Genomic DNA, 26,641 nt, shown 5'->3' with positions numbered 1-26,641 from the left:
ACCGCGAATGAATCGCGGTATGACGGTTCGTGACGGTATGACGGTTCGCGGTGACATGACGATAACCTCGTCATCCCGCTACGTGTTAGCGGGATCTATGTTAAGGTATGGCGGTTAAATAAGGGATCTATGTTAAGAGATACCGCGAATGAATCGCGGTATGACGGTTCGCGGCGGGATTCCAGTGTCTGGGCACTGGGATGACAGGAAAAGGGGCTACTTGGATTACAGCAGATCACCTCTTCACAAAAATTTTATCAGTAATACGCATATCAATAATACTCCAATCGCTGAAAGTAAAATCAGTTGTATTGTGTAAGTGGTTTAAATAGTCCCATGCACTATAAGGGTTATCTTCAGGCAGTTTTACTGTGGAATCGTTATCAAGTATGATATTCCATCTTCTATTCCCTATATAAGCAAAAGAAGAAATGTGGTCACTTAATTGAGTTTTACTCTCTAACACATCTCTAACAAATTCTAGGTTTGATAACGAGTTTTGTCCTGTAATTACAACAAGATCATCTACTGGATAGTCATCTACGATCACTTTGCCTTCGAAATCAATTACCGAGGTTTTGTTATTATCTTTCCAGAGAGCAAACGGTTTATGCTCATCTATATTAATGCGTAGAGTATTGGGCAAAATTCTGTGAACTCTTACGTGTTTTATCCACCTGCTTACGGATTGTATGTTACCGGCAAGTTTTGAAAGTGATATATACAGGATAGGTTGCGTTCTATCTGTCAAACTTAGAATATCCTTTTTGTTTGTAAATTTATTGCCGCTCACGACTACTTCGTCGATTGAAAATCCACTACTGAGTAATAAACTAGATAGGCAGTCATTATACCAAGTAAAGTAGTAATTAAATCGATTTATTATTTTATCAAGTGAGCTGTAAAGTATTAGCGTAAGAAAAAGTGCTGTGATAATAACCAAGGCACACTTACGCAAAAAACTCCTTTGGCTTCTAGTAATACTGCTCAACATGACTTAAATCCCTAATATTTTTGTGCTGCAAACTATCTTCAATAATAATTTTAACTAATTCATTAAAATCGATTCCTTTTGCCAATTTTGCAATTTCTGGCACTAACGATAGCTCAGTAAAGCCAGGATGTGTATTAATCTCAAGCATTTTTAAAGTGTTATTTTGGGGATTATAACGGAAATCTGAGCGGGAAATAGTTTTGCATCCTAAAAATTGATGAACTTTCAGTGCGTGTTCCAAGGTCATTTTATATATATTGTTAGGAATTTCAGCAGGAAATATATGTTCTGCAAATCCATCTGTATACTTTGCTTCATAATCATAGAATTTATTTTTTGGTCGTACTTCTATAGTGCCAATTGCTTCATCCAGCAATACAGCAGTATGTAACTCTATGCCCGGTATGTATTCTTCTACGATCATCTTTTCCATTATAGTAGAACTATTATCTTTCAGTTCTAAGTAATCCTCGTGCGAGAAAATTATGTGCACTCCAATACTTGAACCTTCGTTAATTGGTTTTAAGACGTACGGATAATCGATTTTAATATTATTTTTTAGTACATCTTCTCGGCTAATTACATAACCTTTTGGAGTGTCGATACTAAGGGATCGAAATATATGCTTTGACATCACTTTATTCATAGCAACAGCAGAAGCCATAACTCCTGAGTGTGTATATTTTATACCTAAAATCTCCAGTAAACCTTGAATGCAGCCATCTTCACCATAAGGTCCATGCAGAGCGATAAAAGCAAGGTGGGGATTAATTTTTTTAAGCTTTTCAGCAATGTTGCTGTCAACATCTATTTCTATTGCATTATATGAAAGGCTATCAAGCGCCTTTTTTACTGCTTTTCCACTCATAAGCGATACTTCTCTCTCACAAGAAAACCCACCACTTAAAATTGCTATAGTTGGAATCATGGGCGTTCTATGTTTTACTATATAGCATATATAAAAGATGCTCTTATCTTCAATAGAAAAAATGCTTTCTATAGCTCTATCCTATGCACAACTGTACGAACGTTTGTTTTGTTAAGGTGATCTATAGCTAACCCAAGAAAGGTTTTCCTACGTCATACCGCGATTCATTCGCGGTATCTCTTAGCATCTTACTATTACCCACAAATATAAATGTTTGTTGCATAGCTCTTAATGGCATAACTTTTGCTTGAAATAATTGTTTATATGGTGCAATTTACAGCTTTTAGTTGCTAAAATTATAACTCTTAGTTTAATAATTTTAATCCAATAAGCTTTCAGGTTAATAAAATTAAATTATTTGAGTAAATACAATACTATGTTTTTATTTGTGGGTAATAGTAAGCTTAGCATAGATCCCGCTAACACGTAGCGGGATGACGGTTGTCAGGCTAGCTGTCATCCCAGTGCCCAGACACTGGAATCCAGCCTTTCTGCAATCTTATCGAAAACGTTGTAACCACTTTCTATGCTAGTTTGCTTGCTCACAAGCAAACTTTTCTGGATCCCAGTGTCAAGCACTGGGATGACACCCTCCTGGTAGCACAATGTTCGTACGATTGTGCGTCACGCGTTGGAATGACAAAAAAGAGTGAGTTGCTAGTTTTTCATATGGTTATGCAAGGAGTCTGATCTTTTTCTTTGTTAATATTATTCTAAATTTTCATCAAAATAAGTTGTTTTATCCTTTTTTTCCTTATACTCTTCTGCTGTATAAAGAGGTTGCTTTTTAGCTGTGATATTTGGCCATTTTTGTGAGTATTCTACATTTATATCGTAAAATAACTTGAAAATTTTTTGTTCGCTGCTCAGCAACTCTTCATCTAGTTCTAAAATATCTTTTATGGAATCATCAGTTACAATTGCATCTACTGGACACTCAGGTATGCACACTCCGCAATCAATACATTCATCTGGGTTAATCACGAGCATGTTTTTACCTTCATAGAAGCAGTCAACGGGACATACTTCCACACAGTCCGTATATTTACATTTTATGCATTTATCTGTAACAAAATGCGTCATAAAACACTGTATATTTGCATTATCTTGGGTACACTAAATTGATAAGAAATTCAAGCCTTTTATGAAGATAAATAAATTGAACAACAAAGAATTAGAAGTATGGTTAAGCTTGGCTAGAACTATAGGACCAATAAAGTTTTTTAGTATACTAAGAACACATGGATCGCTAGATGAGGTGTTGAAATATCTCAATAAGGTGGCTAATAATAAGGTGTATGGCATTCAAGATGCACGAGAAGAAATCAATAATGCAGAAAAAATTGGAGCTAAAATTATACCCGCATGTGACCCAGATTACCCTGATCTTTTAAGAAATATCTCGAATTGTCCTCCTGTAATAACTGCACTTGGTGATATATCATTATTAAGCCGTGAGATAATTGCAATAATCGGTGGGCGTAACTCTTCAATGAATGGAAGAAATTTTGCCAATAAGTTGGCACTTGATTTAAGCGAAGCTGGTTTTATTATCGTTTCTGGACTTGCAAGAGGAATTGATACTGCAGCAAACAGTGTAATATACAAAAATCACCCCACTATTGCTGTTACAGCAAGCGGAATTGATGTGGTGTATCCAAAAGAGAATTTTGATCTATATAAAAAAATCACTGAGAACGGTGGTTTAGTAATTACTGAGCTTCCATTTGCTACTAAACCAAAGCCTCAATATTTTCCTCAAAGGAATCGAATTATATCTGGTCTATCGCTGGGTGTTGCAGTGATTGAAGCATCGAAACGTTCTGGCTCTCTAATAACAGCAGATTTTGCTTTAAATCAAGGGAGAGAGGTGTTTGCAGTTTCTGGTTTTCCTTTAGATTCACGCTGTAGTGGTAGTAATTATTTAATTAAAAACGGTGCTAAGCTTATCGAGTCCGCTGATGACATAATAGAGAGTGTTAGGTTTAGTTTACCTCCGCAGCAAAAAAACCTATTTGATGTTGAGCACTGTGCTGTTAACCAAAAACAAGAAAAATTACAACAGGCAAAATCTGTTATAGTTGATCATATTAACTCTGTACCTGTTGATATAGATGAACTTATATTAGCAAGCGGACTTTCTACCAACATAGCTCTAATGGCTCTTTTGGAACTAGAGTTGGAAAACAAAATAGAGCGTTCACCGGGGAATAAAATATCGTTAATTTTCTAGGTCTTGTCGACATAAAAAAATAGTGATATAGAGTACTCTTTATTAATAGGTAAAGAGAATGCTATATGATTTAAAAGATGAGCAATGGGAGAGAATAAAAAACAGTCTGCCAGGTAAGGAAGGAGATAGAGGAAGAAGCGCAAAAGATAACAGGAGATTCGTAGCTGCAATAATGTGGATAGGTAGAACAGGAGCAACATGGAGAGCATTGCCGGCTGAGTATGGAAAATGGTCAAGTGTACATAAACGTTTTATAAGGTGGGCAAAATCTGGTGTTTGGCAGATGATTTTCAACACATTAGCTGTTAATGGAGACACAGAGTGGCTCATGATAGACTCAACAATAATCAGGGCACATCAACATGCTGCTGGTGCAAGAAAAAAATGTGGAAACTGGTAGACAAGAACAAGAGCTGGGACGGTGCAAAGGAGGATTTTCAAGCAAATTACACGCTGCTTGTGATGCTTTGGGCAACCCACTGAGATTCTTTGTTACTGCAGGGCAAAGATCGGATTACGTAAAAGCTTTAGACCTGATAGAAGGCAAGAACATGGAGGCACTTATTGCCGATAAAGGGTATGACGCAAATTATATGATTGAGGCTGCAGAAGCTGTAAATGCTGAGCCAGTAATCCCACCGCGTTCCAACAGAAAAACACCAAGAGAATATGACAAAGAATTGTATAAAGAGAGAAACTTAATCGAAAGGATGTTCAACAAAATCAAGCACTTCCGCAGAGTTGCTACACGCTACGACAAATTGGCCATAGCTTTTCTGTCTTTTGTTCACATTGCTGGCATTTATCTTTGGTTAAAATAAATGTCGACACTGCCTAAGCTATAAGCCCACAACCGTACGAACATTATGATTTGAGTCCACCAAGAAAGATGTCATTCCAGCGCGTGACGCTGGAATCCAGCCTTTATTATGCAGCCACTTGGTTGAAATTAAGTCTTCTGGATCCAAGTAGTCTGGGCACTGGCGTCTTGGATAGAAATCAGTATCAGCTACTTAGATGACACCACTTTTGTATGGAAACCAGTGTCACCTTGACAACCTTCATCTCGCTACGTGTTAGCGGATACCGTGACGGTATGACTAGGGAGTACGCGTTAGCGGAATCTACTGAGACGCCCGTGATAGCCCTATTTCTATAGTGAGTAATTCCCTCTTATCTACTTTTAGAATTGATAAGAGAAAACTTTTTTTCAACTTGTTGTATAATTTTATAAAAGTGATTGAAATCTAAGCTTGCACTGCCAATTAAAACTCCTGATAAATTTGAGATACTGAGCAAATTTTCTATATTTTCTGCACTGACTGAACCACCATATATAATGTGTTTTTTACCAGTACACAATTTTATTACCTCTATCACCTCAGCAATTGCGTCATTGCTTGGTACACATCCTGTGCCTATTGCCCATATTGGCTCATATGCTACGGTATATTCACCGTGTGTTGGCAAGCGGTTTTTACATTGATATTCTATTACTTCTTTTGTTTTTTCATTCTTATAATCTTCTGAATTTTCACCCACACAGATAATTGGGTGTAAGCCTGATTCTATTGCTATTTCCGACTTAAGTTTTATTTCACTATCTTTTTCATTAGCCCTTTCAGAATGCCCAAGTATTACGTAAGTACACCCTAGTTCTTTTAACATTTCTGCACTAATTTCACCTGTGTAAGAACCGAACTTTTTATGATGGCAATTCTGTGCTCCTATATTAATATTATTGTTCAACTCTATACTGCTTGGAAATGATGTAAAAGGAGGGCAAATCACTAGCTTAGAGGTAATTTCGTTGCTCTTGTTGTTAAGTTTGCCTATAAAGTCAACAAATGAAGAACGCATTCCATTCATTTTCCAGTTTGCTACTATTAAAAAGGACATCAACTTTACTTATATGAGTGAGAGTGCCGGCTGTCGGACTTGAACTGACAACCTACTGATTACAAGTCAGTTGCTCTACCAATTGAGCTAAGCCGGCGTTAAACACATTAATAATATACAATTATCAATGAATTTTAGTCAACTAATTTTTAAAATACTGTATAATGAAAATAATATGAAAAAATTTTTACTGAAGCCAAAAAAGAGTCTAGGGCAAAATTTTATTTTATCGAGTGAGATAACAAAAAAAATCGTCGCTTTAGCTGGTAGTCTGGAAAATTTTAATGTCATTGAAATTGGTCCTGGATATGGTGCATTAACAAGAGAAATATTGGTGCATAATCCAAAGTCTCTACTTTCTATAGAAAAAGATAGAGATTTAGTAAAACACCATGATCAACTGCTAAATGAGCATCAAGGAAAGTATAAAATTATAGAAGCAGATGCACTGCATGTTATAGAAGAAGAGCTGATAGAGCGCCCAGTTAAAGTTATTGCTAACTTGCCTTACAATATCTCGGTAGTGTTATTTTTAAAGTGGTTAAATAATATAAAATTTTTTACGAACTTGACATTAATGTTTCAAAAAGAGGTAGCAGATCGCATTACGGCAAGACCCAATTCTAAAGATTATGGTTCCTTATCAGTGCTAAGCCAATTACTATGCGATATAAAAAAGGAATTTGATATTGAACCTAAAGAGTTTTTTCCAAGACCAAAAATACATTCTTCAGTAATTACAGTAAATCCTTTGCCTACCCCAAAGTTTGTAGTAAACTTGGAAACCTTAATAAAATTAACACGTGCTGTTTTTTCTCAAAGAAGAAAGATGCTGAGAAATAGCTTGCAAAATATAACGAACCACGCTGAAACTGTCCTTGAAAACGCTAAATTGAGCGGAAACCAGCGTCCAGAAAACTTAACTATTGAGCAGTTTTGTTTGCTGGCAAATAATGTAGAATGCTTATTTTGCAATAAAATGTATTAGCAACTATATAGCTTTTCTATCTCCTAAAAACAGTTAGAGCTATACAATTAAAGGCTCCTAGCTAATTTTGCCTATTGCAATTTAATTAATTGGCGTATAAGCTTTAAATAAAGCCTATGAAAAAAATGGAAGCTTGTTATTCGTTTGACGATATACTTCTTTTGCCAGCCTATTCTAATATATTGCCTTGCGATGCAGATACAAAAACTTATTTAACAAATAGTATAGAACTAAATATCCCTCTCATATCCTCTGCAATGGATACTGTTACTGAATCGGGCTTTGCAATAGCTATTGCCCAACATGGAGGGATAGGTTGCATACATAAGAATTTATCAATAGATGAACAAGTTTTAGAAGTGAGAAGGGTGAAAAAATATGAAAGTTGGATCGTGTATAACCCAATTACGATTTCACCGGATAAAACAGTTGCGGAAGCAATTTCATTAATGAGAGAGCACAATTATTCTGGCATTCCTGTAGTCGATCAACGCAAGTTAGTTGGAATTTTAACTAACCGAGATGTGAGATTTATTGAAGACCAGAACATGAATGTAAAAGTTTCCGAAGTGATGACAAAAGATAAGTTAGTGACAGTGCGGGAGCAGGGAGTGAATAGTGCCTCAGCAATGAAATTGTTGCATGAAAATAGAATAGAAAAGCTTTTGGTCGTAGATGAAAATTCTTGTTGTATAGGTTTAATTACGGTTAAAGACATTGAAAAATACAATAGATACCCAAATTCATGTAAAGACAGTAAAGGGCGTCTCAGAGTTGCCGCTGCAATTGGCACTGGTAAAAAAGATGGTATAGAAAGATGTGAAGCTTTGATCGGAGAAGAAGTTGATGTAGTTGTTGTGGATACTGCTCACGGTCATTCCGAAAACGTTATCAATACCATTAGGGAAATAAAAAAGATGTATCCTAATACGCAATTAATTGGCGGAAACATTGCAACAAAGGAGGCTGCTGAAGCGTTGATTGATGCGGGTGTTGATGCAGTGAAGGTTGGAATAGGACCAGGATCAATCTGTACAACCAGAATAGTTACAGGTGTTGGTGTGCCACAATTCTCTGCAATCAAGAATGTTGCAGAGGCGTGTAGAGCAAGAAACGTCAGACTAATTGCTGATGGTGGGGTAAAATACTCAGGAGATGTTGCAAAAGCTATTGCAGCTGGTGCTGACTCTGTGATGATTGGTTCGATTTTTGCTGGCACTGACGAAAGCCCAGGTGAGATTATTATGTATAAGGGCAGAGCATATAAAGGCTATCGAGGAATGGGATCTATTAGTGCAATGAAACGAGGTTCAGCTAGCCGTTATTTTCAAGATAAAGATTCAAAACTCAAATTAGTTCCACAAGGAGTGGAAGGAAGAGTTCCATTCAAAGGTCCAGCTTCAGGAGTAATCCATCAATTGATTGGCGGATTGCAAGCTGCAATGGGGTATACTGGTAATAGGAATATAGAAGAGATGAAAAAAAATTGTAAATTTGTTACTATTACTGCATCAGGATTAAGAGAGAGTCACGCTCATGATATAGTCATTACACAAGAAGCTCCAAATTATGCTTATCAAACGTCCAATTTGTCAACCGATTCGGAGTAGTCCAGAAAAAGTAGAGAGAAAGTTAAAACGTTTTTGGAGTAAAATAAAACGTTTTTTCAAAATATGACAAATAGAAGAGAATATACAGCAGAATTCAAATTAGAAGCTGTTAAGCTGGTTAAAGAAACAGGTCAAGCAAGTACAAAAATAGCAAAAGATCTAGGTATAGATGGTAGTATGTTAAGTAAGAAAATATGATGGAAAAATGTCTGGAGCATACGCATTTCCAGGCAAAGGCTCCTTATGACAAAGAAAGATTTGATCTAGGCAGTGTCGACATTTATTTTAACCAAAGATAAATGCCAGCAATGTGAACAAAAGACAGAAAAGCTATGGCCAATTTGTCGTAGCGTGTAGCAACTCTGCGGAAGTGCTTGATTTTGTTGAACATCCTTTCGATTGAGTTTCTCTCTTTATACAATTCTTTGTCATATTCTCTTGGTGTTTTTCTGTTGGAACGCGGTGGGATTACTGGCTCAGCATTTACAGCTTCTGCAGCCTCAATCATATAATTTGCGTCATACCCTTTATCGGCAATAAGTGCCTCCATGTTCTTGCCTTCTATCAGGTCTAAAGCTTTTACGTAATCCGATCTTTGCCCTGCAGTAACAAAGAATCTCAGTGGGTTGCCCAAAGCATCACAAGCAGCGTGTAATTTGCTTGAAAATCCTCCTTTGCACCGTCCCAGCTCTTGTTCTTGTCTACCAGTTTCCACATTTTTTTCTTGCACCAGCAGCATGTTGATGTGCCCTGATTATTGTTGAGTCTATCATGAGCCACTCTGTGTCTCCATTAACAGCTAATGTGTTGAAAATCATCTGCCAAACACCAGATTTTGCCCACCTTATAAAACGTTTATGTACACTTGACCATTTTCCATACTCAGCCGGCAATGCTCTCCATGTTGCTCCTGTTCTACCTATCCACATTATTGCAGCTACGAATCTCCTGTTATCTTTTGCGCTTCTTCCTCTATCTCCTTCCTTACCTGGCAGACTGTTTTTTATTCCATACGCGTCAAGTTAAGAGATTGTGAGCAAATTTAGAGAGGTTAAAGTGGATACTCTAGCCCTTCTACGTTTGTCTTTTAATGAAAATCGCGACCAAGTTATAGTGAGTTTTTTAAGAAATGCTTTTAAACTATTAATTTTGGTTAATACTAAAAATAACTCTCTAACCCGCCTTTTTAGCTCAATAAATGCCTTTGTTAAGCTAAGTTCTGTATTCTTTTTCACTTCTGTGCAACCAACTATGCCGTGAAATATAAGAATTGCGCACAATTTAGCATATAGTTCACATAATACTCTGCATGGCTTTCCTTTTAGCTTATCAAGCCTGATATGGCTTTTATACAATTTAAATAATAACTCAATTTGCCACCTTACTCTGTAAATCGTTAATACTTGCTCAGCACTAATTTTATTTTCTGGAACATTAGTTATAAATATTGACCAGTTCAACAATTTTTGATTTCTTTTAGAGGATGTATATCCCTGCGATCTTGCTAATCTATTAGCTTTCCTTCTTCTGGCCATAGACTGTTCTTCAGTTAGTTTCTGACATATAATTCTTACTCTAATTTTTGCTTCTTTTCCTAACAATACCTCGTTTTCTAAAAATAACTTATCCTCTAAACATTCTAATAACTCCATTTTTTGATTTGTTTCTACATCATATATGTTGGTATCGGATTTATAACGACTTATGAAATAAGCTCCTATTTCATTGATTTGTTTAAAAGAACTTGGCACAAAATAACCGAGATCAGATATTAGCAAATCATTGCTTAATATATTACTTAAATGTTTCCTATATCCCTGGTCTGATCTTACCCCCTCCGTTAAATTAAGTTGGTCTATTATCTGATTCATGTAGTCGAAAACTAATTGTAACTTTATTCCAGACTTAGTATTGCTTTCATAGCCACTGTAGCTAGTACCATAACCTTTATACATCTCTTCCATACTGTTAGGTAGAGTAATATAGCTACTGTCCAATAATTTAACACTATTAAATTGCTGTAAGATTTTGCAATCAACTTGCAAGATATTTTTAAAGAGAATCACAGATTCATTATACATCCTTTTCATAAATTCCACTGCTTCTTCAGTAAATCTAAAATCCAAACCTTGTTTTGTTATATCTATCGAGTCCTCGTTTAGTAATTGACACATTGTTTCTACGCTACAATTATCAACTCCTATATTACCCAAGACCATGGCTTTTACGAATGATGAACCTTTTAGCTTTCTCTTTCTTTTTATAAACCTTGTTGTAATTGAGATTTTCTCTGCTTTTTCATTAAAAAATTCTTTGAGCTTTTTTGATAAGCAAGTTATTTTATTCATTGGTTCTCTCACTAAAAGTATATCTGGGAGAACTTATACCTTATTATTCTATCTCTTTCATACCTTTATTTCCTTAACTTGACGCGTATGGTTTTTTATTCTCTCCCATTGCTCATCTTTTAAATCATATAGCATTCTCTTTACCTATTAATAAAGAGTACTCTATATCACTATTTTTTTATGTCGACAAGACCTAAAAAAAGAGCTAATAAGAGAAAGAGACATCTTAAAAAAAGCCCTGGGCAAAGAAAAAGAGTAAAGTATTCTTTTATATAGAAATTGCTATAAAACACAGGAACTATGTAGGGTTTTGTACTGGTGGTATGGGTTGCTAAGGAAAAAAGCAGTAAAGAATTAGCAAAAGAAGGGCTTCTAGCAGATATTCAAAAAATACATCAAGCTTCTAAATGCAGATATGGAGCCCCTAAAATTCACGCTGAATTAAAAGCTTTAGGCAAAAATTAAAACAGTACAAAGTGTTATGCAAGAAAATGGCATTAAAACCAAGCTTAGACGAAGGTTCAAAAATAAAAAACAGCAAATAAGCAACCGAGTTGTGGCTCCGAACACATTGGATCAAAATTTTACTACTGATCAGCCAAATAAAGTTTGGGATTACCTACATAAAAACTAAAGAAGGTTGTTGGCGGCAATAATTGACCTATATTCACGCATGGTGGTTAATGAGTAACATGATAATTAGTTATAGATTCTTTATTGATGGCCGTTGATAAACGCAAACCCGATAAAAATCTGCTGTTACATAGCGATCAAGGGTCACAGTATACCTCTCAAAATTACCAATTTCTATTGAATACAAAAAACATCATTTCCAGCATGAGCCATAAGGGCTGTTGTTACGATAACTCTGTTGCAGAAAAGTTCACTTAAAAGGGAGCTGCTTATTGATACTTCTCGCTCAACAAACCAGAACTGCCATATTTGAATACATAGAAATCTTTTATAACAAATAACGTAGACATTCTACTATTAACTATTGCATTCCTGCACAATTTATTCTCATGATAAAAACGTCTTAACTTTCTCTCTACTTTTTCTGGGTAAGGTCAAATAGAGAATTTTACAAAAATCTATTTTTAACTTACAATCAATTATTACAATTTTAAACCTACAACTTATGTACAACAGACTTATAATCAAATCTTTTTCAGTATTATGCATCTGTTTACTTGCTTTATACATAACACTGCCAAATTTCTTTGATAATAAGCTTTTTATTTCGAAAAAAAGAATAAACTTAGGCCTTGACCTGAAAGGAGGGGCATCTTTGCTTTTAAACATAGACTTAGACTTCTATTTTAAGGAAAAGCTAAGCATGCTAGCTAACGAAATAAAAGAGACATTGCTAACAAAAAATATTGAATCTAACGTACAAAATAGCGTTGTAACTTTAAATAATATTGATGATTATAAAAAAGCATCTATGTTGATTAATGCGATAAATCCAAATTTAGAGCTAAATAGAAAAGATTCTTCAATTCTCATTTCGTATAAACCCCATTATAAAAATTCTTTGATCAGTGAAGTAGTTGCAGAATCAATAAACAATGTCCAGCGCCGTTTGGATAAACTTGGCACAAAGGAAGTCAGCGTTCAAAAACAAGGGCAGAATAAAATATTAGTGCAGGTGCCTGGAGTAGAAGACACCAAGCAGATAAAATCTCTGCTTGGCAAAACTGCTAAGCTAGCTTTTCATTTGGCAAACACTAACATAGCCAAGGTGCAGGATATAGATTACGAAACTACTGTCATGCTCAAGGATTCTTTAGGTAATTCTTATCCAATATTCCGCAAGACTGAAATAGGTGGCGATTCGCTGGTTAACGCATCAGTTAGATTCGGCAATTTAGGTAAACCGACAGTGCATTTTAAATTTGACAGCATAGCGAGTAAAAGATTCGCGAAAATCACTAAAGAAAATGTGGGAAAACCTTTTGCAATTGTTCTGGATAACACAGTTTTAACAGTACCTACAATACGTGAGCCAATTTTAAATGGAGAGGGAGAAATTAGCGGTAATTTTACTGAAAAACAAGCAAGCGAACTTGCAATACTTTTAAAATCTGGAGCACTGCCAGCACCACTTAAAATAATTGAAGAAAAAAACATTGGCCCAAGCCTTGGAGAAGAATCAATAAAGGCAGGGGAAATGGCAGCAACAATCTCTATTATAGCCGTGGCTTTATTTATAATTATCACTTACGGTAAATTAGGTGTATTGGCCTCTGTTGCGCTTTTTTCTAATGTAATTCTTATATTATCAATTCTCACTCTGCTTGAAGCAACTCTAACTTTACCTGGAATTGCCGGTATTGCACTTACTGTCGGTATGGCGGTGGATGCAAATGTTTTAATATTTGAGCGAATTCGTGAGGAAATAAAATCTGGCAAGAGAGTGGAACGTGCTATTGAAGAAGGGTTTAAAAACGCTATAAAGACAATACTGGATTCAAATATCACTACATTAATTGCTGCAGGAATAATGTTCATTATTGGCAGCGGAGCAATTAGAGGCTTTTCTGTCACTCTATCAATAGGAATTTTATGTTCGATGTTTTCTGCAATCACAGTCACAAAACTCCTGATAGAGTTGTGTATGAACCCGAAGGAACTAGTGCTTTGTTAGTCAACCACCTTCATTCCTACAACGTTATATCCTGAATCGACGTGCAAAATTTCTCCAGTAGTGCCACTACTTAAGTCGCTTAATAAGTATAGCGCTGCCTTGCCAACATCCTCTATTGTAACATTGCGTCTGAGCGGAGAATTATTTCTATTCCATTCTGATATGAAGTGAAAATCGCTTATTCCAGAAGATGCTAAAGTTCTGATTGGACCAGCGGAAATGGCATTTACTCTGATATTTTGTGGCCCGAGATCACATGCTATATATTTTACACTTGCTTCAAGTGCTGCTTTACATAAACCCATAACGTTATAATTTGGCATAACTTTTTCAGCGCCATAATAAGATAAAGTAAGTAAATTACCACCACCTGACATCATTTTTTCAGCTCTTTGCGCTAAAGCAGTAAAAGAATAGCACGATATATGCATTGCATTGAGGAAGTTATTCAGTGAAGTATTGACATATTTACCATCTAACTCATTTTTATCTGAGAATGCTATTGCATGCACCAAAAAGTCAAGAGTACCCCATTTTTTCTCTATTATTTCGAAAGCGTTATCTATGATTTTTTCATTTGAAACGTCGCAGTGTAATATTAGCTCCACATTTAGTTCATCTGCTATTGGTGATAGTTTTTCTTTTATTATTTCATTCTGGTAGGTGATTGCAAGTTCTGCTCCGTGCTCTGAGAGAGTTTTTGCTATACCGTATGCTATTGATCTCTTATTTATTATTCCGGTTATTAATCCCTTTTTGCCTTGTAATAGACTTGTCGTCATAGAACTATCTGTTTTTTTATAATTTGGAATATTAACTAGGTAAAGTCAAGATATCACTATGTTTTAAAATATTTTTTGCAGTAACTTGAAGTCTATAAACAGTAATCTTGATTCTTCTACAACAAAGCCATCCCGTATGACATTTTGTCTATACCTAATTAAGCATATCAATAAGTAAGTAAATCTTAATATAATCTTATTATACTTATAAATACGCTGTATAGAATGAAAGTATGGATGATTTCATAACTGCAAGAAGAAAAGATGATGCTGTGGTATCTGTTTGTCAGGATAATAAGAAAAAAAACGTGTTAATTTTAGGGCTCAATCAAGCCGCAAGGAATTTGTTAAAATACGAGGAAGGGAATTTACTTAATAAGCCGTTAATCAATATTTTAAGTGCAAGAGCAGCTGACGACATGAAGAATTATTTAGAGTATACCGAAAATGGGCACGATTTACTTGATATATTACCTAAAGTGATAGATTTTTCCTTAACTGATGCTAAAGGAGAAGATATCAGGACAAAAGTAAAAGTTTTCCGCACTGCACAATTTGCCAGTAATAAAATAAATTATGAGCTGTTAATACGTGATATCAGTTTGTCCCATAAATTAGGAATCTTTAGAGATGAATATCTAATGGGTAAGAAATATAAAAACCATGACTTATTCGATATACCGGGCAATGAGTCCACTATTCTAGAGTTATACGTTATATTGAATTTCGCCTTTCAACATCAAATTAATGCAGCTATAGGAATAATTGGCTTAAATAGTAGCTGTAGCGAGACAAATGATGCACTGAAAGTTGTCATAGAACATTTTTATAAAAATTGCCGTAGTGATGATTTTCTAGGGTATATTGATGAGAATAAAGTGCTTTTTGTTTTGATTAACTGCGATGTAAAAAGTACATCTAAAATAATTAATCGTATACATTCTGCCATTAATAAGCAGTTATTAATGCAAAAATTACCAAGTGTATCAATAATTTATGGGAATATAGCTCAAAAACAGGCAGCAAAATCTACCAGCGGTGCCTTCTGAAAAGTTGTTTTTTATTTATATTGAGTTTAAACTTAAATTTTTATAAAGATTTAAGGTTATTTATGAAGTTAAAGTACTACCTGGTAGCACTGCTTTCATCATTGTTTTTGCAGAATAGTGCTAGCTCTAGAACAATTTTGGATAAGGAAATATTCTATGTAGAACTAGACGGAAAAATAGATTTGAGATTCGGCTACGCCTTCAACAGAGATTCTTTCAATGCTAAGGCTAAGGATAAAACTTCAAGTTATTCATACTTGCGCTTTCTTTATTTACAGCAAATTTATCCAAATACTCAAATGGGGTTTAATGTTAAGGCAGGAGTTTCTGGTATTGCAAACCTAAAAGCGTTAGACATAGAAAAGTTAGACATGGAGGAAGGGTATTTCATCATTAAAAATCAGGGACTTGGATCAATTGAATATGGTAAAAGAAGTTTAGTTAGTCAGAGCATGTTAATTAACACTTCAAAAATTTATGCAGCTGCTGGAGGAGTAAATGGTCATTGGACAAACTATGCAAATTTGCGCGGTGATCATAAAAAAGATGGTGACCCTGGATATAATCAAGACAAGGTGTTCTGGGTCAAGCCCAATATTTATAGCGATTATAATGAACTCGAACTAGGGTTAAAACAATCATCAATTAACTACATCTCCCCTGAAATCTATAACTTTCAACTCGGATTCAGTTATGTTCCAGGAAAAAATAACTTACAGTACAGCAATTTAATTGCTGCTGGCCTTTCCTATAAAAATAGCTTGTCAGATGATATAGGTTTTACTACTGCCTTAACTGGTGAATTTGCAAGGGAAAATTTTAATGACTGTACAAATAAAAATCCTAGCGATCTTCAGTGTCATAATCAATTACTACACTGGAATTTTGGTTTGAAGCTAAAATTGTTCGATCTTGATTGCATTTTTTCGTATGGTAATGGCGGTAAATCTGGTGAGAAGCATAATCCTGAAACAAATAATACGTATTATATGAATGCAGGTATCGCTTACCATTCTGATTCTTACAAATCAAGCTTAACATATTTTAGTAGTGGTAGGGATATTGCAGGCGAAGGTACAAACGAGTTAACATCATATGCTTTAAGTCTTGAAAATTCTCTTTTTTTAGGTACTTCATACTATTTCGATATTGTAAAATTTAGTACCAAAGAACCTAAAATAGAAAATAACAACTCTGGTTATGTGTTCTTGGCTGGACTGAAATTAAGTTTTTAATATTGCCTCCTTCCAACACTCTTTTCTGTCATCCAAGGTAACCGTTCACACTTAATTTTTCAATCTCACTCATGGAGAGGCCAGTAAACTGACCTTACCCAGAAAAAGTGGAGAGAAAGAAAAGAGTTTTTTTGGGTAAAATAAAATTTTGGAGGATTAGAAATGGTAAGAGAATATACAGCAGAATTCAAATTGGAAGCTGTTAAACTGGCAAATGAACAAAGAAAGGTAGGTCAACCAGTTGCAAAAGTAGCAAGAGATCTAGGAATAAGGGATAGTGTATTAGGAAAATGGATGAAGAAATATAACGAAAAAAAGTCAGCGGCAAATGCATTTCCAGATGTAGCACCTTATGACAAAGAGAGGTTTGATTTACAAAGCAAGAGTAACAAGGGAAAGAGACATTTAAAAAAAAGCCCTGGCCAGTCAAAAAGAGTAAAATATTTTTTTATATAGTAACTGCTATAAAGTACAGGAATTATGTAGGATTTTCTGCTAGTGGCTACTATAAGTGGACTACAAGAAAAATAAGCAGTAGAGAATCAGCAAATAAAGAGCTACTCGAAGCTATTCAAAAAATATATCAAGTTTCTAAATGTAGATATGGAGCTCCTAAAATTCATGCTGAATTGAAGGCTTTGGGTAAAAGTTGCAATTTGAAAACGGTGCAAAGTATTATGCAGAAAAATGACATCAGGGCTATACTGAAAAGAAAGTTTAAAATTAAAAAACAACAAACAGATAATAGAGCTGTAGCTCCCAATATACTAGATCAAAACTTTATTGTTGATCAACCAAATAAAGTATGGGATTACTTACATCAAAACCAAGGAGGGATGGCTATATTTGGCAGCAATAATTCTCACGTATGGTAGTTAATGAGTAGTGCAATAAATAAACAATTGGTTATGAACTCTTTATTAATGGCCATTAATAGGCGTAAACCTGTTAAAAATCTACTATTACATAGTGATCAAGGTTCACAATATACTGCGCAAGGGTATCAATATCTCTTAGCTGTAAAGAATATAGATGAGTAATAAAGGCTGTTGTTACGACAATTCTGTTGCAGAAAGCTTCTTTAGCTCATTGAAAAGAGAAATACTTATTGATACTTCACAACACTCTGCTCAACAAACTAGAACTGCAATATTTGAATACATAGAAATTTTTTATAACAAACAACGTCACTATTAACTATTGCATTCCAGAACAATTTGATGCATCATTCTTTTTGTAAAAAACATTCCACACTTTCTCTCCACTTTTTCTGGGTAAGGTCACTGACTCAATACCCAGTCAATATCCTTTCCACCAGTTCTTTTACTGCCGGTACGTAGCCATTCTCATAAAATGGATCTTGCTTAAATTTGTACACATTGTGCCCGGAAAACATGAGTTCGTTCTCAATATCACCATCGTGTATAACGTTTTGCAGTGTTTTTTGTATGCAAAAACTACGCGGATCTGGCTTTCGTCCTGTTGAATGGTCACCATGATCTTTCCAATTGCTAAACAAACAATGACTTAAGCATCCCATACAATTGATTTGATCTTGTCTTATCTCTGCAAACCTGCCTGGCGTCACAAAAATAACAGTTGTATCTGGAGTTTTCATTGCTTCTGTATACCCTGCTTTAGTCCATGTATTTGCCAGTTCTTTGTCTTTTGCAGTAAGGTAGATCTTTCTACCTCTGCTACCCATTGCAAATTCATTATTAAATTCTTCGCTAGCATTTTCTGAAAACTTTATTTGACGTGAATTCCGTTCCTGCAACTCACGTATGAAGTTATTTTTTACTGCAGATGAGTAAAACCCTGTTGGACTGAATTTATTTAAAAATACATCACCTTCTTCTAAAGTGAGTAGCTTCTTTTTCCACTCTGCAGAAATTGGGCTTTCTTTCGTCAAAAGTGGACGAGTGCCAAACTGAAAAGCTATTGGTCCAATTTGCAGATTGTCAAACCAATGTTCCCAATCTTTCAAATGCCACACTCCTCCTGCCATAACAATTGGTGTTTCTGAAAGACCGATCTCGTTCATGAAAGATCTAAGCTCTGCAACTCTTTCAAATGGAGCCTGTGGTAGCTCTGGGTCTTCACTGTTACTCAGTCCATTGTGCCCTCCAGCAAGCCATGGATCTTCATACACTACTCCACCAAGCAAATAGGAAGATATTCTTTGGTAAGCACGCTTCCATAATGCTTTAAAAGCACGCACCGATGAGATAATAGGGTAATAATAAACCTGATATTTAGCTGCAATTTCTCCAAGCCTATAAGGCATACCAGCACCGCAGGTAATACCATGAATCAAACCTTTCGCTCCTTCTAATATGCCATGAAGTACGCGTTCTGCTGCTCCCATCTCCCAAAGTACATTCATGTGTATTCTTCCATGACCTTTTGATATTTCATTTGCTATTCTTGCCTGACTAATTCCAGCTTCAATACTATACTCAATCAATTCACTATGCTTTTCATTTCTTGTTTTGCCTTTATAAATTAGTGGCACTAACTCGCCATTATCATCAATAAGCTTAGCATTTGCACCAGAAAATGTACCCACAGCATCTGCTGCAGCAAATGCTCCGCTTGATCTTCCATCACTAACTGCAATGCCTTTGCCGCCCTCGATGATTGGCCACACTTCCTTTCCTGAAATTACTATCTTTTTTATCTTATTTTTCAAAACTTCCTCGCAATCTTTCACTCTATTTTACTTAATTACTAAAAAAATGATAGCTGTTTATTTTTTCTTGTATCATTAAAGCTTCTATAGCTACTCATGCTGTTGTAGTTTGAGAGCAGTTCCCATCGGAAGGGTGTCATTCCAGTGCTTGACACTGGGATGACAGGGGAGGGAGGCTGCTGGGATCCTGACAACCGTCATCCCGCTGCTTGTTAGCGGGATCTAGAGATACCGCGGCGGTATGACGTAGAGCTACGTGTTTAGGTTTAATGAATCCACTATATCTTTTACTTGAGAAAAAACATACTCTTTGCTTACACTGGTATCGATAATAAAGTCACTCATCTTCCTTTTCTCCTCAATAGATAACTGAACATCGGAGATTAGATTAAGCTTTTCTTTATCTATGTTGCGTTCGTTAAGTCTTTGAGCTTGCACAACGCTATCTGCATGAACAAAAACAATAAGGTCGCAATATAAATAAAATTTTGTTTCTAATAGAAGTGGCACATCTAAAACTAAAAGTTTTCTATCGATCTTTTTTTCCTTGGCAATAAAAAATTCTAATTCACGCAGCACAGCAGAGTGAACCAAAGATTGAAATTGTTTCCAATTTTCATCGTAGGCTAAGAAATATTTAGACAGTACTGTTCTATCTATTTCACCATTTACTACCACTCCAGGAAAATTTTTCTCTGCATAACTTATTATGCTTTTATCCACTTTATAAAGTTGGTGTACAACAGAATCAGCATCAAATACAACAGCACCAAACTCTTGAAAGCAATTAGCTACAAAGCTCTTTCCTACCCCAATTCCGCCTGTTAGACTTATAATCATATAACAAAATACATTCGACTTCTTTTGAAACTATAGCTAAGGTTTCTCTATATATATTAACTAGATTTTCTAGATCCCAGTGTCAAGCACATAACTATACGAACATTGCAATTTGTAGGTGGTGTCATCCCAGTCTGGGATCTAGCTTTTATGTTGTATAGTGCACAATCAATTTTCCTGGATCGAAGTAGTCAGGGCTACTTGGATGACACCCTACTTAACCGTCATACCGCCGCGGTATCTCTTAGCCGCTAACACGTAGCGGGATGACGATTGTCGATAAATCTAAGTTACTTTAGCAACAGTTATTCTCTACCAAATTACTCTGAATTTTGGTTATATTATTTGCGGATTTCACTGCTGAAATCTCAAATTTTGAGCTTGTGTTCAAAAATGATTCAACTGACCTGCCAAAAAAATCATATCTCCACCCCTTGAATAATTTATCTGTCTGTCTAGATATTGACCAGGTTAACTCATCTTTTGAAGAAACTAATTTCCTTGATATGTTACTTTCTTTACATTTACTATCTAAAATAATTGAGAGTATATCAAGTACAGATTTGTCATAATTACTCGATAAGGTATTGTTTTGCTGCATCCAATTTCCCTCATTTTCATTAAAAATATTCACAAACTCTAGTAAATCTGCATCTTTTATATTTTTTGCATTCCTCTTGAGATCATCTAAAATCTCATCAACATGCTCTATATTTTTTTCAATAAAACCAGCTATTACAGCGTTATTGATTATTTTATTACGGTTCATATTATAGCGCTGTGCTAAGGTTTCTTGCCACTCACTAACTGCTTTAACAGTTAGTATCAACCTTGGATTTACTTCATAATTAAATTTCATCCTCTTCCATGCATCTTTTGGATTATGTAAATACTTATTTATATTAACTATTGATTCCATCTCTTCTTGAAACCAACCCATCCTATTATTTTCTTCAAGTTTATTGCACAATATTTGGTGTAGGTCATATAGGTGTATCACGTCGTTTATTGCATAGTCTAACTGATCCTCGGACAACGGACGCCTTAACCAATCTGAATTTTTAGCTTTAATTTTATCCAGTGCTATTCCTTGATATTGCTCCACTACTTTTGAGTAACCAATAAAGTCATGATAATAATGACAAAACATAGCAGCAACTTGGGTATCAAAAATGGGAGTGGGAATACATTTAAACACAGTGAGTAAGGATTCTATATCCTGCCGGCAGCTATGAAACACTTTGGTTATCCCCTGATTTAGCATTATTTTCTTAATGAATGATAAATCAATTTCTGGCACTAGTGCGTCTACAATAAAACTCTTCTCTCCGTAAGAAATTTGAATTAACGATAATTTTGGGTAGTAGATTAAATTATTTCTAATGAACTCCGTGTCAACTGCTATAAATTTTGGCTTTTTTGCTATCAACCCCTCACATATGTCCTCCAGCTCCAACGTTGTATTAATTAACATATGTTTTTTATTCAGTGGTTCTACTTTACCACTTATATTAAATTTTTGCAATTAATGACTTCTTGCAGAACTTTCTATCACTCATTGGCATCACACAAATAGCCTTTTCCATCCCAATCCCAGTGCTTCCTTCTCCTGTCATCCCAGTGCCCTGACTACTTGGATCTAGCAAGCTTTGCTTGCAAATAAGTCTAATACGCGTCGCGTTTTATGCCAAAACACAATTGGAGTTACATGCAAAATAGATCCCAGACTGGGATGACAAAAAAAGGAGCACTGGGATGACAGCAGTCCTACGTCATACCGCCGCGGTATCTCTAGATCCCGCTGCGGGATGACGATTGTCGTTTAGCTATAAATATTAAGAAATTTACCGAATAAAAAAAAAGGCAAAAGAAGCCCTGGGGTTATTATCCGCTTTAAAATATTGGCGTTTTTTATGTTTTAAACGCTTGACAAGCGAGATTCAGCCGCTTTTAATTGCAACTAACTTACGCTGCAAATGTTTAAGAAATTTACTAAGCAGAAAAAAAGACAAAGAATCCCCGAGTTAGCTAGTCTTTTACTATCTCTGTCGAGTATTGGCATTTTTTGATGTCTTGTAACGCTTTATAAGCGCGTTCAGCTTATTTAGATAAAAATCTAGATGTAGATGAAGTTTTGTAAAGACATACAGTATCTATATACTGCAAAAAATTGAACATAAGACGCCGATACATTAAGTAATCCTTACCTTTTAATCTGCAGATTGGCGAAAGCAAATACAATAGCTTCACTATCATGATAAGGGCGCTGGCGAAGGGTGTCAAGTAAGTTTTTCGTTTCTATAGCTACTACCACGATTGTATAGGTAATTCTTCACTTATAATAATGATTCAAGCCTTCAGCTCCTCAAACACTTCACTTGCTCTATTTAAAACAGAATCAGGAAAACCAGCAAGTTTTGCTACATGTATTCCATATGACTCATCTGCAATGCCTTCAATTACTTCATGTAGAAAGATAACCTCTCCGTTCCACTCTCTTATTTTTACACAAAAACATTTCACGTTCTTCAAGTATTTGCTTACTTTAGTTAATTCATGATAATGAGTTGCAAAAATGGCGCGGCACTTATTTACATTGTGAATATGTTCAATCACCGCCTGTGCAATAGATAATCCATCATACACCCCTGTGCCCCTACCAATTTCATCAAGTATCACCAAGGAACGGTCCGTTGCCTGATTTACTATCGTTGCTGTTTCGATCATCTCTACCATGAAGGTAGAATAACCAGCTGTTATATTATCCGTTGCGCCAACCCTGCTGAATATCTTGTCAATCACTCCAATATGTACACTCTCTGCTGGCACAAATGACCCCATGTGAGCTAAAATTGCAATGAGAGCGTTTTGCCTCAAGAAAGTGCTTTTTCCAGCCATATTAGGACCAGTAATTAGATGTATACCAGCTAAATTGATGCTATTTGCAATGAATTTATCGTTAACTTCAACCACTGGATGTCTTCCGCTACAGATATTGAACTCTTTGCTGTCATCAATAATGGGTTTTACGTAATTATTTTGCACTGCAAGCTCTGCAAACGCGGTTCTAATGTCAAGTTTTGCCAAAGCATTTGCAGCAAGAGCAATTTTTTCAGACTCTTTAGCAACTTCACTACACAGTTCACTAAAAATTTTCATTTCTAAGCCGATTGCAGCATCACGTGCCGTAAGAATTTTATTTTCTAGTTCTTTCAATTCATTAGTAGTGTAGCGCATGCTATTTGCTAAGCTTTGCCTATGAATAAATATATCCGAAGTTATTTTGTGATTTGCTGATACTTCAACGTAATAACCGAGTATATTGTTGTGCAATATTTTGAGTGCGGCAATGCCAGTTAGGTCGCGATAAGATTCACGGAGTTTGGTTATTAGTTTATTACTATTATTTAATATGTAGGATAACTCAGATAATTCTGAGTTGTATTTTGGGTAGATAAACCCTCCCTCTTTCACGGAACTGAGATTATTATCAAGTATAGCACTATTTAGCAGTTCAAATAGGTCTTTATGATTACCAAGGCTTTTATGTATTGTGCTTAGTTCACTCTCGTCTGATTTTACTGTTATTCCAGCGCGTGACGCTGGCTGGATCTCAGTTTGGATGACATATTGTTGTGGGAGAGATCCATTTTCACCTGATTCAATTTTACATAAGAACTCAGACAATTCTAAAGTCTTTCCTAGGCCTATTTTCAATAGGTTCATATCCTTTGGTGAACCACGCCCTAGTATTAAGCGCGATAAAGACCTTTCAATATCCGGAATGTTAGATAATATCTCTCGTATTTTTCTGCGTGAATCATGATTATTTACAAAAAATTGAGCGGTGCTGAGCCTCAAATTGATTGCCTTGGAGCAAGCAAGGGGTGAAGCGAGCATTTGTTTGAGCAGGCGTCCACCAGAAGCTGTAACTGTATGATCAATAACTGAAATTAGTGAACCTTTCTTTTCACCAAATTGAGTTGAAAACAACTCAAGATTTCTCCTTGCTGAAGCATCAATAAGCATGAAATTTTGTTGCTTATAGGTTTTTGGGAATTCAAGCCTTGGAATGGAGCCCCTTTGCGTTACTCTGACATATTCAAGCAGTGCACCACACGCCATGATTTCTACTTTGCTGAAATTTCCTATACTCCCAAGTTCCCTGATTTTATAAAACTCGCATAACGTTCTGTGAGATTTACTATACTCAAAAAAGCTCAGTGCGTGTTGCGTAATTGATATTTTATAATTTTTTAAAACCGATCTAATTTTTTCATCCTCAGTGAATTTTTCAGAAATTAATAATTCTCTTGGTGATATACGCAATAAATCACTATCTAGAGCTTTCAAACTCGTTAAAGTGTGAAAAAATTTTCCCGTCGATAATTCAAGCCAACTAATAGCATATTCGTCATTTTGTTCAACTATGGACGCGAGATAATTATTGCTTTTATCCTCCAGTAGCGAATCTTCTATAATTGTACCTGGAGTTACAACTCGCACTACATCACGTTTTACTATGGATTTATAGCCTCTCTTTTTTGCTTCATCAGCAGTTTCTAATTGGTCACAGATTGCTACTTTGAATCCTAAATCTATTAGCTTGTGTAGGTAAGATTCACTACTGTGTGCTGGCACTCCACACATTGGTATTTCTTGCCCATTTGAATTGCCCCTCTTGGTTAGCACTATATTCAGCAATTTCGCAGCTTTAATAGCATCATCAAAAAACAACTCATAAAAATCTCCTAGCCTATAAAATAGCAGATGATCTTTGTATTGAGCTTTCAGGTTCAAATATTGTTCCATCACAGGGGTGTTTTTTTCTCTTACGAAGCTCATAATATTTTTTAATATATTGTATTGATAATAAATTCAACGTTATTATAGATTATATTGCACATACATAAAATTTAAATAGGTGTATAGAAGGACGTTGAGCAAAATTTAAAACAATTAAATTTCCTGGATCCAAGTAGTCAGGATACTTGGATGACATAAAGAGTAGGAGTATTTGATGACAAAAAAGCAAAAAACGCAGTTGTCATTCCAGCGCGTGACGCTGGAATCCAGAATATCCTAATTACAAGGTTTATTATTTAGTTTGAAAATACTATAGCTTTTTCTATGTAAGTTGTGGCTCTTCTTTATCATTTGCGGCAGTTGCACCATCAACAGATATTTCAGAGCTAACAGTGCTAATAGTTTTTTCTATCGCTTTAGCCTGTTCATAGTCTTGACTCAAAAAATACATGGCCAGTCCAATAGCTATACTAGCAACAAGAGAAGATGCTATCATTACACCTAGTATCATACCACCAGAAAGACTTACTGCAACACACACACCAGCTCCAAGTACAACACCAAGAAAACCACCAATTATTACGCCAGGCACCAAACTGCCTACCATAGCGCTTTCTTTTTTCGTATTAGCTTGTTTTTTCATACTTTTAATAAGCACTTCTTTTGTTTTTCCTTGAGCTAAATATGAAGGAATTTTATTATCCGCGTTTTGTATCAAAGGATTTGCACTATATGTAACAAGAAGGGTGGTTATTTCTTCAGTTTTATTACCTATAACTGCATGATGTAGTAATGTATTTCCCTCTTCATCTTTAAAGTTTATATGAGTACGAAATTCTTCATCTAGATTTCTTATTGGGTTGTTTTTTGCATATATCCTAGATTGTATTGCTCCATCTAAGTATTGTATTACTTGTTCTAGTGATTGCTCGCCAGGATTTTGTATAAAATGAAGCAGAATTTCGTGTACTATCGCTTCCTTTGTAGTTTGTGGGCATTGTAAAGCGTAATTAAATGTCTGTGTAGTAATAACTTCTTCTTTTCTTTTTTTAAGAACAACCCTTAAATCTTCAATCGCCTTTTCACCATCTTTTATTCCAAGAATTATTGAATCCAAATTATTTATCATGCTATCCTCCTTGGTTTGATTGCATTGCTCATTAATAAATAATATAATAAATCCTGCTAAAAGTCAAGCAATTAATTAATAAGTTAATACAATCCTCCAAAAGGAGCTCCTTACTTTTTGTTCAGCATGTCCATTGGATCAGACTCTTTAAGCTTGCTGTTTGCTGAATTTATTCATCACAATAGCTACAATGTGCTATCGAAGTTCTCTGTAATCTTAGTTGGTTCTTCTAGAATATTCAAAATATCAGTTGCACAATAAACCCGATCTCTCTTTCCTTGAGAAGTTTGTGAAACGATGCCTAAATCTTCAAGCTTTACGATTGCTCTTTGGGCTGTTGTCAATACGACACCTAAGTTTTCAACCACTTTCCTTATAGTAAAGTAAGGGTTTAAAGACTATTAACTAAATCATTGTCCCATTCAAATTTTGGTGGCAAGGGGCTTGGTATAAATGCCTGA

Annotated in this window: 28 protein-coding genes, 1 tRNA gene and 2 pseudogenes; 14 read left to right on the top strand and 17 right to left on the bottom strand. The window is 35.4% G+C overall.

What is annotated here, in order from left to right; translation table 11 throughout:
- Positions 1-235: 235 nt before the first annotated feature.
- The 4 genes from AAGD66_RS04295 to AAGD66_RS04280 all read right to left on the bottom strand — a co-directional run bounded on the left by AAGD66_RS04295 (position 236) and on the right by AAGD66_RS04280 (position 3,005).
- A complete protein-coding gene (locus AAGD66_RS04295) occupies positions 236-994 on the bottom strand; it encodes a cell division protein FtsQ/DivIB (protein WP_264723701.1) in 759 nt (252 codons plus the stop codon).
- Positions 975-1,922, bottom strand: coding sequence for a D-alanine--D-alanine ligase (locus AAGD66_RS04290; protein WP_264723700.1), 948 nt, complete (start codon positions 1,920-1,922; stop codon positions 975-977). Before AAGD66_RS04290 ends, AAGD66_RS04295 begins: the two co-directional genes overlap by 20 nt.
- A gap of 456 nt (positions 1,923-2,378) precedes the next feature.
- Positions 2,379-2,501, bottom strand: coding sequence for a hypothetical protein (locus AAGD66_RS04285; protein WP_265040968.1), 123 nt, complete (start codon positions 2,499-2,501; stop codon positions 2,379-2,381).
- Between the two features lie 129 nt (positions 2,502-2,630).
- A complete protein-coding gene (locus AAGD66_RS04280; RefSeq protein ID WP_265024581.1) occupies positions 2,631-3,005 on the bottom strand; it encodes a ferredoxin family protein in 375 nt (124 codons plus the stop codon).
- Between the two features lie 61 nt (positions 3,006-3,066).
- On the opposite strand from AAGD66_RS04280, the gene dprA reads away from it, so the two are divergent.
- Both dprA and AAGD66_RS04270 read left to right on the top strand, forming a co-directional pair.
- Entirely contained in the window at positions 3,067-4,155 is a 1,089-nt protein-coding gene (dprA, locus tag AAGD66_RS04275) for a DNA-processing protein DprA (protein ID WP_264723699.1), read from the top strand.
- 58 nt (positions 4,156-4,213) lie between these two features.
- Positions 4,214-4,976: pseudogene (locus tag AAGD66_RS04270) on the top strand (IS5 family transposase).
- A 352-nt stretch (positions 4,977-5,328) separates the two neighbouring features.
- On the opposite strand, the gene AAGD66_RS04265 reads toward AAGD66_RS04270, so the two are convergent.
- Positions 5,329-6,054 (bottom strand): triosephosphate isomerase, encoded by a 726-nt coding sequence (locus AAGD66_RS04265; protein WP_341814427.1) that lies wholly within the window; start codon positions 6,052-6,054, stop codon positions 5,329-5,331.
- Between the two features lie 24 nt (positions 6,055-6,078).
- Positions 6,079-6,151: transfer RNA gene (locus tag AAGD66_RS04260), tRNA-Thr, on the bottom strand.
- Positions 6,152-6,229: 78 nt separating this feature from the next.
- Here AAGD66_RS04260 and rsmA point away from each other — a divergent pair.
- The 3 genes from rsmA to AAGD66_RS04245 all read left to right on the top strand — a co-directional run bounded on the left by rsmA (position 6,230) and on the right by AAGD66_RS04245 (position 8,850).
- Positions 6,230-7,042, top strand: a complete 813-nt coding sequence (gene rsmA / locus AAGD66_RS04255) for a 16S rRNA (adenine(1518)-N(6)/adenine(1519)-N(6))-dimethyltransferase RsmA (RefSeq protein ID WP_264723697.1) — start codon at positions 6,230-6,232, stop codon at positions 7,040-7,042.
- Positions 7,043-7,158: 116 nt separating this feature from the next.
- Positions 7,159-8,652 (top strand): IMP dehydrogenase, encoded by a 1,494-nt coding sequence (gene guaB, locus AAGD66_RS04250; RefSeq protein ID WP_264723696.1) that lies wholly within the window; start codon positions 7,159-7,161, stop codon positions 8,650-8,652.
- 63 nt (positions 8,653-8,715) lie between these two features.
- Positions 8,716-8,850 (top strand): IS3 family transposase, encoded by a 135-nt coding sequence (locus AAGD66_RS04245; protein ID WP_007548354.1) that lies wholly within the window; start codon positions 8,716-8,718, stop codon positions 8,848-8,850.
- 82 nt (positions 8,851-8,932) lie between these two features.
- Here AAGD66_RS04245 and AAGD66_RS04240 read toward each other — a convergent pair.
- Positions 8,933-9,659, bottom strand: a pseudogene (locus AAGD66_RS04240) (IS5 family transposase).
- A gap of 15 nt (positions 9,660-9,674) precedes the next feature.
- Positions 9,675-11,000, bottom strand: a complete 1,326-nt coding sequence (locus AAGD66_RS04235; RefSeq protein ID WP_264339118.1) for an IS4 family transposase — start codon at positions 10,998-11,000, stop codon at positions 9,675-9,677.
- Positions 11,001-11,318: 318 nt separating this feature from the next.
- Between AAGD66_RS04235 and AAGD66_RS04230 the strand changes: the two genes are divergently transcribed.
- Both AAGD66_RS04230 and AAGD66_RS07025 read left to right on the top strand, forming a co-directional pair.
- The gene (locus tag AAGD66_RS04230; RefSeq protein ID WP_080717648.1) at positions 11,319-11,465 is read left to right on the top strand and encodes an IS3 family transposase; all 147 of its coding nucleotides are present in this window, start codon (positions 11,319-11,321) and stop codon (positions 11,463-11,465) included.
- Positions 11,466-11,720: 255 nt separating this feature from the next.
- Positions 11,721-11,891, top strand: a complete 171-nt coding sequence (locus AAGD66_RS07025) for a DDE-type integrase/transposase/recombinase (RefSeq protein ID WP_080717647.1) — start codon at positions 11,721-11,723, stop codon at positions 11,889-11,891.
- Positions 11,892-12,020: 129 nt separating this feature from the next.
- Here the strand turns inward: AAGD66_RS07025 and AAGD66_RS04225 are convergent, their stop codons facing one another.
- Positions 12,021-12,302, bottom strand: a complete 282-nt coding sequence (locus AAGD66_RS04225; RefSeq protein WP_237357365.1) for a hypothetical protein — start codon at positions 12,300-12,302, stop codon at positions 12,021-12,023.
- Between AAGD66_RS04225 and secD the strand changes: the two genes are divergently transcribed.
- The gene (gene secD, locus AAGD66_RS04220) at positions 12,289-13,647 is read left to right on the top strand and encodes a protein translocase subunit SecD (protein WP_264723695.1); all 1,359 of its coding nucleotides are present in this window, start codon (positions 12,289-12,291) and stop codon (positions 13,645-13,647) included. The genes AAGD66_RS04225 and secD overlap by 14 nt on opposite strands.
- On the opposite strand, the gene AAGD66_RS04215 is transcribed toward secD, so the two are convergent.
- Complete coding sequence (locus AAGD66_RS04215) at positions 13,644-14,429, bottom strand: enoyl-ACP reductase (protein ID WP_264723694.1); 786 nt, start codon at positions 14,427-14,429, stop codon at positions 13,644-13,646. The two genes, secD and AAGD66_RS04215, sit on opposite strands and share 4 nt — an antisense overlap.
- 233 nt (positions 14,430-14,662) lie before the next feature.
- On the opposite strand from AAGD66_RS04215, the gene AAGD66_RS04210 reads away from it, so the two are divergent.
- The 6 genes from AAGD66_RS04210 to AAGD66_RS04185 all read left to right on the top strand — a co-directional run bounded on the left by AAGD66_RS04210 (position 14,663) and on the right by AAGD66_RS04185 (position 17,910).
- The gene (locus AAGD66_RS04210) at positions 14,663-15,478 is read left to right on the top strand and encodes a hypothetical protein (RefSeq protein WP_264374144.1); all 816 of its coding nucleotides are present in this window, start codon (positions 14,663-14,665) and stop codon (positions 15,476-15,478) included.
- Between the two features lie 62 nt (positions 15,479-15,540).
- Entirely contained in the window at positions 15,541-16,713 is a 1,173-nt protein-coding gene (locus AAGD66_RS04205; protein ID WP_265024670.1) for a porin, read from the top strand.
- 162 nt (positions 16,714-16,875) lie between these two features.
- Positions 16,876-17,169: a transposase gene (locus AAGD66_RS04200; RefSeq protein ID WP_007548709.1), complete on the top strand. Its 294-nt coding sequence runs from the start codon at positions 16,876-16,878 to the stop codon at positions 17,167-17,169.
- Positions 17,154-17,588, top strand: a complete 435-nt coding sequence (locus AAGD66_RS04195) for an IS3 family transposase (RefSeq protein WP_319606382.1) — start codon at positions 17,154-17,156, stop codon at positions 17,586-17,588. The genes AAGD66_RS04200 and AAGD66_RS04195 overlap by 16 nt, the downstream gene beginning before the upstream one ends.
- A 3-nt stretch (positions 17,589-17,591) precedes the next feature.
- Positions 17,592-17,753: a DDE-type integrase/transposase/recombinase gene (locus AAGD66_RS04190; RefSeq protein ID WP_010082071.1), complete on the top strand. Its 162-nt coding sequence runs from the start codon at positions 17,592-17,594 to the stop codon at positions 17,751-17,753.
- Positions 17,746-17,910 carry an IS3 family transposase gene (locus AAGD66_RS04185; protein ID WP_010082072.1) on the top strand — a complete coding sequence of 55 codons (165 nt, stop codon included), beginning with the start codon at positions 17,746-17,748 and terminating at the stop codon, positions 17,908-17,910. Before AAGD66_RS04190 ends, AAGD66_RS04185 begins: the two co-directional genes overlap by 8 nt.
- A gap of 91 nt (positions 17,911-18,001) precedes the next feature.
- Here the strand turns inward: AAGD66_RS04185 and AAGD66_RS04180 are convergent, their stop codons facing one another.
- From AAGD66_RS04180 to AAGD66_RS04150, 7 genes are all read right to left on the bottom strand, one after another.
- Positions 18,002-19,405, bottom strand: coding sequence for an NAD(P)H-dependent flavin oxidoreductase (locus AAGD66_RS04180; RefSeq protein WP_182365528.1), 1,404 nt, complete (start codon positions 19,403-19,405; stop codon positions 18,002-18,004).
- A gap of 252 nt (positions 19,406-19,657) precedes the next feature.
- Entirely contained in the window at positions 19,658-20,245 is a 588-nt protein-coding gene (gene coaE, locus AAGD66_RS04175; RefSeq protein WP_006280338.1) for a dephospho-CoA kinase, read from the bottom strand.
- 295 nt (positions 20,246-20,540) lie between these two features.
- Entirely contained in the window at positions 20,541-21,719 is a 1,179-nt protein-coding gene (locus AAGD66_RS04170; protein ID WP_264724261.1) for a ribonuclease D, read from the bottom strand.
- 37 nt (positions 21,720-21,756) lie between these two features.
- Positions 21,757-21,891 carry a hypothetical protein gene (locus AAGD66_RS04165; RefSeq protein ID WP_010962423.1) on the bottom strand — a complete coding sequence of 45 codons (135 nt, stop codon included), beginning with the start codon at positions 21,889-21,891 and terminating at the stop codon, positions 21,757-21,759.
- 703 nt (positions 21,892-22,594) lie between these two features.
- Positions 22,595-25,090, bottom strand: coding sequence for a DNA mismatch repair protein MutS (mutS, locus tag AAGD66_RS04160; RefSeq protein WP_265024584.1), 2,496 nt, complete (start codon positions 25,088-25,090; stop codon positions 22,595-22,597).
- A 283-nt stretch (positions 25,091-25,373) separates the two neighbouring features.
- A complete protein-coding gene (locus tag AAGD66_RS04155) occupies positions 25,374-26,180 on the bottom strand; it encodes an ankyrin repeat domain-containing protein (RefSeq protein ID WP_264723690.1) in 807 nt (268 codons plus the stop codon).
- Positions 26,181-26,365: 185 nt separating this feature from the next.
- On the bottom strand, positions 26,366-26,524 hold the full coding sequence (locus tag AAGD66_RS04150) for a hypothetical protein (protein ID WP_264723689.1): 159 nt from the start codon (positions 26,522-26,524) through the stop codon (positions 26,366-26,368).
- Positions 26,525-26,641 lie beyond the last annotated feature (117 nt).

The organism is Wolbachia endosymbiont (group A) of Dendrolimus pini (assembly GCF_964026835.1).
In the GTDB taxonomy this organism is placed as follows: domain Bacteria; phylum Pseudomonadota; class Alphaproteobacteria; order Rickettsiales; family Anaplasmataceae; genus Wolbachia; species Wolbachia pipientis.
The sequence above is the reverse complement of the archived record's forward strand: the minus strand, read 5'-3'. Positions and strand labels throughout refer to the sequence as shown.